This is a genomic window from Polaromonas sp. P3_C2, from assembly GCF_056402675.1.
Map to the genome: position 1 here is coordinate 1 of NZ_JBFUGX010000074.1, position 9997 is coordinate 9997.

Here is a 9997-nt window from a genome sequence, read left to right on the forward strand (position 1 = left end):
CACCACGCCACGCCCGCCGAAGTCCTGGACTTCTGGCTGGGCGACGGTGTCGAAAAAGACTGGCCCACGCAAGACCTTGGCAAACGCTGGTTTGGCGGTGGCGCCGAACTCGACGAAGACATCCGCACGCGCTTCGGCCATGCGGTCGAGGCAGCCGTGGACGGCGGCCTGCAAGGCTGGGCGCAACCGCCCCTTCACCGCCTGGCGCTGGTCATCCTTTTGGACCAATTCACACGCAATGTCTTTCGCGGCTCCGGCAAGGCCTTTGCCGGCGACGCGCGAGCCCAGCAACTGGTGCTGGAAGCGCTGGCCGCCCAAACCGACCTGCAGCTGCCCTGGGCCGGGCGCATCTTTTTGTACATGCCGCTGATGCATGCCGAGAGCCTGGCGCTGCAGGATGAATGCGTGGCGCGCTTCACCCGGCTGGTGGACGACGCGCCCGATTCACTCAAGCAGCGCCTGCGCGGCAATCTTGACTTCGCCCACCAGCACCGGGACATCGTCGCCCGCTTCGGACGCTTCCCCTACCGCAACGCGGCGCTGAGGCGTACCGATACGCCCGAGGAAACCGACTTTCTCCTCAAGGGCCCGCGCTTCGGGCAGTGAGGTTCCCCCTGTCCAGGCTCACTGCGTGTAGCCTGTTCTCCCCTCAAGGGGACGGCGCCTGCGGCCCGGCAAAGCCGGTTCCGCGGCCCCCGCTGGTGAATACGCCGAAGAACCGGCTCTGCGGGAGTTATGCATCAAATCGGCCTCCAGCCCAAGTGGAACTTGCGCAAGCAGCTACTAATTTGATAGCAAGCAACAGTAGGCCTCATCTTTCCTGCTTTTGAATCCATAGCCTTGGCTACGCCGTACTAGCAACGGGACGTCCGGCGCCACATCGCCAACAACAAGGGCGGACGTCCGGTACACGCCGGCCAGCCTGGCCGGTTCACAAAAACCCAGGAGTTCAATAATGACTTTACGCACAGCCACCGCCTCAGCTTCAGTTCTGCTCGTGTCCCTGCTCGCCGCCTGCGGCAGCATGTCGCCCATAATGCCCACCTACTCGCAGGCCGGCCTGCCGGCTGCCGTGCAGGTGCCGGCCGGCAACAAGGTCGCGATGGAGACCGTCGGCGAGGGCGACATCACCTACCAGTGCAATGCCAAAAAAGACATGGCCGGCCAGTTTGAATGGGTCTTTGTCGGGCCCGACGCGAAGCTCAATGACCGCAGTGGCAAGCAGGTCGGCAAATACTACGGCCCGCCGGCCACCTGGGAAAGCATGGACGGCTCCAAACTGACGGCGACGCAAATCGCGGTGGCCCCAGGCGGCATGGGCAACATCCCTTTGCAACTCGTCAAGGGCAATCCGGCCATGGGCAGCGGCGCCATGAGCGGCGTGACCTACATCCAGCGCGTGGACACCCAGGGCGGCGTTGCGCCCGCCATGCCTTGCGCCGCCGGCAACATGGGCGCCAAACAGGTCGTGAAGTACCAGGCCGGCTACATCTTCTACAAGGCGATGTAAGCGCAGGAAGGCGCAGGGAGGTTCGCACAGGCACTTCCCCGCGCCCGATACCCTTCACCCGCATCTCCCAGGGTGAGCCGCCAGCTCTGAAGTCAGGCGGGGCTGGTCTTACGCCCGCAGGCTTGCCGCAAGGCCGGCGCTGTGGGCTTTTTTACGGGCGGTTGGCTGCCGCTTGGGCTTGTTGCCTGACTGTCTTTTTGGCGTATCGCCTGAGCTGTCGCATTTGCCCGCAAACGGTCCGGCAAGGCGCTGGCAATGAGGCTGCGCGGCGTCCTACAGATGTTTACATTTCAGCGGGCTTTACTGGCAAGCAGGCAAAACAACAACCCGAGGAGCCTTCATGAAAAGCACACACAACACCTTTTGGGCCTACAGCAAGAGCGTTGCCGTCACGCTGGCCATGGTTACCGGCACTGCCGCGCTGATCACCGCCTGCTCCGGTGTCGCGCCGCTTCCCAAGGAATACACGCAGGACCCGCTGGACGCATCGGTCAAGGTGCCGCCCGGGCATGTTGTGGCGCTTGAAACCACCGCCAGCGGCCTGCTTCATTACGAGTGCAAGGCCAACGCCGACACGGCTGGCACCATCGGCTGGGTTCTCGTGAGGCCCGAGGCTGACCTGCTGGACCGCACCGGCAAAACCGTCGCGAAATATTCCGGCCCGCCTGCCACCTGGACGCACATCGACGGCTCCAGCGTCGTCGGCACGCAGGTGGCGCTGGCGCCCCGCATAGGCGCCACCAACCTGCCGAACCAGCTTTCCACCGGTGCATCGGGCGCCACGCCTGGCGTCCTGCAAAACATCACCTACATCCAGCGCATCAAGACCAAGGGCGGGCAAGACCTGAGCAAGGCCTGCACGCAATCCGACCTCGGCGACAAGCTGACAACGTCTTACCAGGCCGACTATATTTTCTGGAAAGCCTCTTGAAGCAGAGCGGCAATGGACCCCAAAAGCCCGCAGGCCCTTGGTCTGCGGGCTTTTTTTCTGGCGTGGGCAGAATCAACCTGCTACTGAATTTATAGCTTCTCGCGCTTATTCTTATTGGGCTACAGCCAGATTTGGCACTGGGATGGAGCTGCCTCACGACATCGGCATGGGCACCGGCATGGAATACCGGCTGGACGCTTCCAATGCGCCATGACCCTACCCCGTCAAACCTGCCGACCTTTGCCCGCACCCATTCCCTTCAGCGTCCTACAGCGGGCCTGGCTCATTGTGTTTTACTGGTGCCTGAGACCATCGCCCCTCACCTGGAACCTGCCGTGAACACCAAAGCCTCTCGCGCTCCCTGCTTCGCCCTGCTGCGAAGCGTGCTCATGGTCACCGGCGCAGTGGGGGTGCTTGGCGCCTGCAGCGTGCGCCTGCCCAACCCCTACAACGCCCAGCAGACCCTGCCTGAAGCCATACGCGTGCCGGCGGGCCACAAGGCCGTGCTGGAAGCCCAGGGCAAGGGCGACCTCCTGTATGAGTGCCAGGCCATCAAACGTGCGCCCTATGAATACGCCTGGCTGCTCCAGTCACCGGGGCTGCGGCTGCAGGACAGCAATGGCCAGACCGTCACGTACTACCCGGGCCTGCGCTCGCGCTGGGTGCACAGCGACGGCTCCAAAGTCACCGCGAAGGAGTTGGTAGAAGTGTCCGCTGACCGTAGCGGCCTTCCGCTGCAGCGAGCCATGGTGAGCCCTTCAGAAACCCCGGGTGCGCTCGCGAGCGTCAGCTACATCCAAAGCCGCAGAACCGCGGGCGGGGTGGTGGCGAGCCCGCCCTGCACATCCGCCAGCCTGGGCATGCGGGTGTCGGTGCCTTACGAGGCGGACTATGTTTTCTGGGGCCCGGCCGGCTGATCTTTCGGCGCCCGGCAAAAAGCCCGCATGAAGCGGGCTTTTTGCTTTTTGCTGTTGCAAGGCGGCTAACCCTGGCGACCCAGGTCAGACCGGGTTAGCCCGCAACGCAGGCTTAGCGCCTGTAATACCCCGGCCCATAACCCGGAGGGGGCGCCTGCACGTAGTAACCGCCGTGGTGCCTGTGGCCGTGCCTGGGGCCGTAGTACACCGGCTGCGGTGCGTAGTACACAGGCGCAGGCCTCACGTACACAGGACGCGGCTGGTAATACACCGGGGCAGGCTGGTAGTACACCGGGGCGGGCTGCACATACACGGGCTGCTGGTACACCGGGTAGCCGTTGGTCACGCCCACCGCTATACCGGGAGCGGCTACGCCCACAGAAAAGGTCACGTTGTCACGGGCCTGGGCAGCACCGGCAAAGCCGAAAGCGGCCAGTGCCAGCGCGGCTGTGGCGCCTGCCACGGCGACGGAGCGGTTTGCCTTGATTGCTGTCTTCATATGATCTCCTTAACAGGGCAGGAAATGCCCATGTGTTTATTAAACGCGCCACCCCCGTAACGGCGTACCGCATGCACAGTGAAGAGCGTAGCCAAACGTAACCCCCTAAAATCACTCAATGACCACCCACGCCCCTGCCTCCGCGCCCGCCGACAAAGAAACCCACAAGCCCAGCAACTTCCTGCGCCAAATCATCGAAAAAGACTTGGCCGAAGGCACTTATGCCAGCCGCCGCTGGGGCGGCAGCCCCGGGGACGCCGCCCACCACGCTGGGGGCCAGCCCGACCCGGCCAAGGTACGCTTGCGCTTTCCGCCCGAGCCCAACGGCTACTTACATGTGGGCCACGCCAAAAGCATTTGCCTGAACTTCGGCCTGGCGCGCGACTACGGCGGCGTATGCCACCTGCGCTTTGACGACACCAACCCCGAAAAAGAAGACACCGAATACGTCGACAGCATCATCGAAGCCGTCAGGTGGCTGGGCTATGACTGGGCGCAGATCGGCAATGGCAAAGGGGGCGACAAGCCCTACCAGGCCAGCGACTACTTTGACTTCATGTACCGCGCAGCCGAGTATTTGATTGAAAGCGGCAACGCCTACGTTGACGAACAAACCGCCGAAGAAATGCGCCACAACCGCGGCGACTTTGGCCACCCCGGCACCAACAGCCCCTTCCGCGGCCGCACACCCGCTGAGAACCTGGCGCGCTTTCGCGAGATGCGAGACGGCAAGCTGCCCGACGGCGCCGCCGTGCTGCGCGCCAAGATCGACATGGCCTCGCCCAACATCAACATGCGCGACCCGGCCATTTACCGCATACGCCGCGCACACCACCACAACACCGGCGACAAATGGTGCATCTACCCCATGTACACCTTCGCCCACCCGGTCGAAGACGCACTTGAGCAGATCACCCACAGCATCTGCACGCTCGAGTTTGAAGACCAGCGCCCGTTTTACGATTGGCTGCTCGACCGTTTGGCCGAAGGCAAACTCATTGCCACACCGCACCCGCGCCAGTACGAATTTGCGCGCCTCAACCTCACCTACGTGCTCACCAGCAAACGCAAGCTCGCCCAGCTGGTGACTGAAAAGCGCGTGAGCGGCTGGGACGACCCCCGCATGCCAACAATAGTCGGCCTGCGCCGCCGCGGCTACACGCCCGAATCACTGCAACTCTTTGCCGAACGCATCGGCGTCACCAAGAGCGACAGCTGGATCGACTACAGCACGCTCGAAGGTTCCTTGCGCGACACGCTCGACCCGATTGCACCGCGTGCCATGGCCGTGCTTGATCCGGTCAAGCTGGTGCTGACCAATTGGGATGAAATCATGGGCGCAGGAAAGCTTGACGACTGCAGCGCACCCGTGCACCCGCACCATGAAGACATGGGCAAACGCCAGTTCAAGATCGGCAAGGAAGTCTGGATTGAACGCACCGACTACGAAGAGACTCCCCCCAAAGGTTTCTTCCGCCTCTTCCCGCCGCACATCAACGCCAGCAAGCAGGCGATTGCCGGCAGCAAGGTCCGCCTCAAATATGGCCACGTCATCGAATGCACAGGCGCAGTGAAAGACGCCAACGGCAAGGTCACCGAAGTGCACGCCACCCTGATCCCCGACACCAAGAGCGGCACCCCCGGCTCCGACGCCATCAAGGTCAAGGGCGTGATCACCTGGGTGGGTGTGAACGATGCGGTGCAGGCCGAAGTGCGCCTTTATGACCGCCTCTTCACCACCGAACACCCCGGCACCGGCGACAAGGATTTCCACGACGAGCTGAACCCCGACAGCCTCAAGGCCGTGACGGCGTATGTTGAGCCATCACTGACGAATGTGCCCGCCGGTACGCGCTTTCAGTTTGAGCGGCATGGGTACTTTGTGACGGACCTGGTGGATCACTCTGCCAGTAAAGCCGTATTCAATCGGGTCACGGGCATGAAGGATAACTGGGCCAAATAGCCTGGCAAGCCGATGGACGCCGCTCAAACCGAAGCACAAACTAAAAATAGCGTCCACAGAACAATTCGAATTACGAGGGAGAATATTTTGAAAATCTGGTTGCATGCCGTGCGCAGCACGATGTTGATGGGCACGCTCGCTCTGTGCGCACTGGCCGCGCAGTCCCAGCCGACGCCTGCTACCCAGGGTCCGAACGAAGGCGTCAAGGAAGTGCGGATTTCATCCGACAAATTCGAGCGCCAGGCGGCCCTGCCCAGTTGGGTCGAACCCATCACCAACCTGCCTGCCACGCAAAGCAAGGCACCAGTGGTAACCATACTGGCGGACACGCAATTCATGGTGGCCGCACAATCCACCAGCTTTGTACACCGGGCCTGGCTGGCCAACACCAATGCCCCGTTGCAGTCGCTGGGCACGATGGCCGTGTCCTTCAACCCCGAATACCAGAGAGCCAAGCTCCATATCCTGCGCATTCACCGCGCAGGCCAGGTTCTTGACAAGCTCGCCACGGCCGAAATCCGCTTCCTTCAGCAGGAAACCGGCCTCGACATGGGCGCCTATAACGGCGAAACCACCGCATCCATCCTGGTTGAGGACCTGCGCGTCGGCGACATACTGGAGATCGCCTACTCCACCATCGGAGCCAACCCGGTCATGGGCAACCGCTTCATTGACTACGCCAGCTGGGACCAGGGCGGCCCGGTTGACCGGCGCCGTGTCACGCTTAACTATCCTTCCGCGCGCAAGATCAATGTGCGTTTTTTGGGCGACCTGAACAAGGACTATCCAAAGCCTGTCGAGTCAGTCAGCGGCGCGATGAAAAAACTCCGTTGGGAACAGCTCGCGCTGCCAGCCGTGGACTTTGAAGCTTCGGTTCCTTCCAGTTTTTATGTGGGCCGCTCCATGCAGTTCTCGGAGTTCCAGAGCTGGGCCGAGGTGTCGGACTGGGCCGACCAGCTGTTCCGTAGCACCGCACCCTTGCCTCCTGAAATCATGCAGGTAGTGCAAACGCTGGGCACCAAGCCCACCATGGACGAGCGCGTCTCCGGTGCACTGCAATGGGTGCAAAACGAAATCCGTTATTTCTCGGTGTCCCTGGGTGAAAGTTCGCACCGCCCCACGCAACCCGCGCTCACCCTGCAGCGCCGCTATGGCGACTGCAAGGACAAATCATTCATGCTGATCGAGATGCTGCGCGCGCTGGGCATCAAGGCACAGCCGGTGCTGGTGTCCACCCGCTTCCGCGACGGACTGACGAAGATGCTGCCTTCACCTTACGCTTTCGACCACGCCATCGTGCGCGCGGAAGTGGAAGGCAAAACCTATTTTCTCGACCCCACCCTGATCGGCCAAACCGGACGGCTGGACGCACTGGGCCAGCCGCATGAARGCTCCGAGGTACTCGTTGTTCAACCCGGCAACAGCAGCTTCACCCGCATCAAGTCAGCTGATTACGCCGCGATCTCCCGCAACGAACTCACCGAAAAAATCACGCTGCCGAAATTTGGCGGCGACGGCACGCTCGAAAGCCAGAACCTCTGGTCGGGCTACAGCGCGGAAGTGCGCCGCATCCAGTTGGCCGCCTGGACGACCGAGCAGCGCGACAAGGTGTTTCGCGAGGTATATGAGCGGCTCTATCCCGGCATCCGTTTTTCGGCGCCGCTCCAGGTGCTCGACGACACCGTAAACAACGTCATAACCGTCAAAAACCTCTACATCATTCCCAACCTGGCCATCACGGCCACTGGCGAGTGGGGCGTGCGCTACAGCGCCAGCAACATGGCGGGCATGGTGGTCATGCCACCGTCAGTCAATCGCACCCAGCCGCTGTCCATGGAAGTCCTGCCGCGCAAGAACCGTTACTCGATCGAGATTGAATTCCCGCCTGAGGTGTCTGTGGTGCGTGACCCCCTCACGCGCTCCGTGCGCGACGACGCCTTTGACTACAAGGTCTCCAGCACCTTTCGCGGCAATCGGGCATCAACCTCCATCGAGCTGGCCGTACTGCAAACCCAGATCGAGGCGTCACGCGTGCCGGCCTATGCGGCCGCCCTGCGCCGCACCGGGGAGATCTTTTACCCCGTGGCAGTGGTGCGTAAAGACGATATCAAGTCATCCGGCCTGCTGGGCCTGGGGGCCAAAAACCTGCGCCAGACAATTGAGGACCGCCTGAAAGACCGCATCGGCAAGATCGGCAAAGGTATCGACAGCGGCCGGCTGAGCGGTGACGACCTGGCAAACGCCCTGTGCGAACGCGCCGAGGCACTCACAGACCTCGGCAAACCCGAAGAAGGCCTGAAAGACGCCCAGCTTGCCATCAAGGGCAGCCCCAACTTTTCGCGCGCCTATGCCTGCCGCGGCAATGTGTACTTTGGCCTGCAAGACTACCCCCGCAGCGTTGCCGACTACAGCAAGGCCATTTCACTCGGCGACGAAAGCGACCACGTGATGTACCGGCGCGGCCACGCACGTTTCTACGGCGGCCAGCTTGCGGCAGCGGCAGAAGACTTTGCCAAAGCAAGCCAGTCCAAACAGGCTGATGCCGACGCCGCACTTTATGCAGAGCTGTGGCGCGTATGGACACAAAAGCGGCTGGGCATCACGCCGGACGCCGCACAGCAAGCGCTTGCCAGGGCCAAGCCTGGCGGTGACTGGCCCCGCCCCGCCCTTGCCATGCTGCACGGCCTGATGACACCCGAACAGGCCCTGGCCACACTAGACAGCAAAAAGGGCGACGAACGCGACATGGCCCTTGTGGAAGGCTACTTCTATGTTGGCCAGAACTACTATGCCCAGGGCGACAAGACAAAAGCCGCCGAGTTTTTCAACAAGGCCCGCGAAAAAGGCGTCCTCCTCTACATCGAGCACGTCGCAGCGGGCCTGGAGCTGCAACAGATGGGTGTCGCCAAGCCCTAGGCCCACATATGCGCCCATCGCCCTATCCCAAGCGCCTGCGCAATTTTCTGGTGATGACGGGATGGGCGRCATCCCTGCTGGTACCGGCCACCGGTCATGCCCAGTTCGGCCGTTTCGAATTTAGCGACGCAGGCGATTTTTCAGAATCGGCCATCCTGCATGGTGTCAAGGCCACCCAGGCGCAATGCGCGGCCGCCGCCAACACCGTCTGGGCCGCCACGGCCAGCTCGGGCGCCGAATGCATCAAATACTGGAAGGCCGGTTTTGGCGACCAGCCCGTCAAACGCGCCATCGTGTTCTTTCATGGCGACGTCTTTGTGGGCGTAGGCAAGACCAGCAAAAACTACCTGGACTTGACCAACGCCCAGTTGCAAAACTTCGCCGACGGTTGGGCCAAAACACTCGGCATGCCCTACATCTACATGGGCCGCCCGGGCACCCACGGCTCATCAGGCGACCACATGCAGCGCAGGCGCATTGACGAATCACTCATCATCTCGGCCGCGTTAGACGAGATCAAGAAGCGCTACGGCATTGAAGAATGGGTCATCGCTGGACAAAGCGGCGGCGGCCACGTCACCTCGTCATTGATCACCGAGCGCTCGGACATCGTGTGCGCCATCCCCACCTCAGCACCCTCCTCACCCCGCATCCGCTGGGAAATGATGGGCCGCAGCAAAGACACCACCAACTACGCCGACTCCTACGAGCCGTGGAAGTTTGTCGCCAAGGAAAAAACCAACCCCAAGCTGCGCGTGTTTGTGCTGGGCAACCCGAATGACAAAAACGTTTTCTGGACCTCGCAAACCGTAATGGCCGACGCATTGCAAAAAGCGCAGATTCCGGTTCAGGTGCTACAAGGCGAAGGCACCGGTCCGGATGCGCACGGGCTGTCGAATTCGTCGCGCATTGTGGCGGGGTGGTGTGCGAGGGATTTGGGGACGGAGGAGATGGTGGCGCGGGCGGGTAAGGGGCTTAAGGGGTAACTTCGCTATTACCGATAGAAGTACCATCTATGCCTATGCCGATCGCTTTACACACGACACTGATCCTCGATGCAGGAGTGGCACACACGGCGGATAGCAATAAGTCCATCGACGAGCTATGTCCCAGAAAGCTAAAGGCATGCCGACCTATGTTGAGTCTTACTAACCATAGGGTAGTAGGTCAGCCTTTGTTCAAATGGCATGGGTACTTTTCACAGGTTTAAATGACCACAACGCGGTTAAAACCGTATTCAATCGAACGACGAGCATGAAAC

At 61.7% G+C, this 9997-nt stretch carries 8 protein-coding genes; 7 read left to right on the top strand and 1 reads right to left on the bottom strand.

Annotated features, from left to right (window positions below):
- The 4 genes from AC1DWI_RS05235 to AC1DWI_RS05250 all read left to right on the top strand — a co-directional run.
- Positions 1–606 (top strand): DUF924 family protein (locus AC1DWI_RS05235; protein WP_477724487.1); only part of this gene is annotated, 606 nt, incomplete at its 5' end.
- Positions 607–955: 349 nt separating this feature from the next.
- The gene (locus AC1DWI_RS05240) at positions 956–1510 is read left to right on the top strand and encodes a DUF3455 domain-containing protein (protein ID WP_477671540.1); all 555 of its coding nucleotides are present in this window, start codon (positions 956–958) and stop codon (positions 1508–1510) included.
- A gap of 340 nt (positions 1511–1850) precedes the next feature.
- Entirely contained in the window at positions 1851–2441 is a 591-nt protein-coding gene (locus AC1DWI_RS05245) for a DUF3455 domain-containing protein (RefSeq protein WP_477671539.1), read from the top strand.
- Between the two features lie 335 nt (positions 2442–2776).
- Positions 2777–3358: a DUF3455 domain-containing protein gene (locus tag AC1DWI_RS05250; protein WP_477671538.1), complete on the top strand. Its 582-nt coding sequence runs from the start codon at positions 2777–2779 to the stop codon at positions 3356–3358.
- A gap of 112 nt (positions 3359–3470) precedes the next feature.
- Here AC1DWI_RS05250 and AC1DWI_RS05255 read toward each other — a convergent pair whose 3' ends face one another.
- A complete protein-coding gene (locus AC1DWI_RS05255; protein ID WP_477671537.1) occupies positions 3471–3857 on the bottom strand; it encodes a hypothetical protein in 387 nt (128 codons plus the stop codon).
- 118 nt (positions 3858–3975) lie between these two features.
- Between AC1DWI_RS05255 and AC1DWI_RS05260 the strand changes: the two genes are divergently transcribed.
- The 3 genes from AC1DWI_RS05260 (at position 3976) to AC1DWI_RS05270 (ending at position 9722) form a co-directional block, all read left to right on the top strand.
- Positions 3976–5820, top strand: a complete 1845-nt coding sequence (locus AC1DWI_RS05260; protein WP_477671536.1) for a glutamine--tRNA ligase/YqeY domain fusion protein — start codon at positions 3976–3978, stop codon at positions 5818–5820.
- An 87-nt stretch (positions 5821–5907) separates the two neighbouring features.
- On the top strand, positions 5908–8736 hold the full coding sequence (locus tag AC1DWI_RS05265) for a DUF3857 domain-containing protein (RefSeq protein WP_477724488.1): 2829 nt from the start codon (positions 5908–5910) through the stop codon (positions 8734–8736).
- Positions 8737–8744: 8 nt separating this feature from the next.
- Positions 8745–9722 carry an alpha/beta hydrolase family protein gene (locus tag AC1DWI_RS05270; RefSeq protein WP_477724489.1) on the top strand — a complete coding sequence of 326 codons (978 nt, stop codon included), beginning with the start codon at positions 8745–8747 and terminating at the stop codon, positions 9720–9722.
- Positions 9723–9997: the final 275 nt, after the last annotated feature.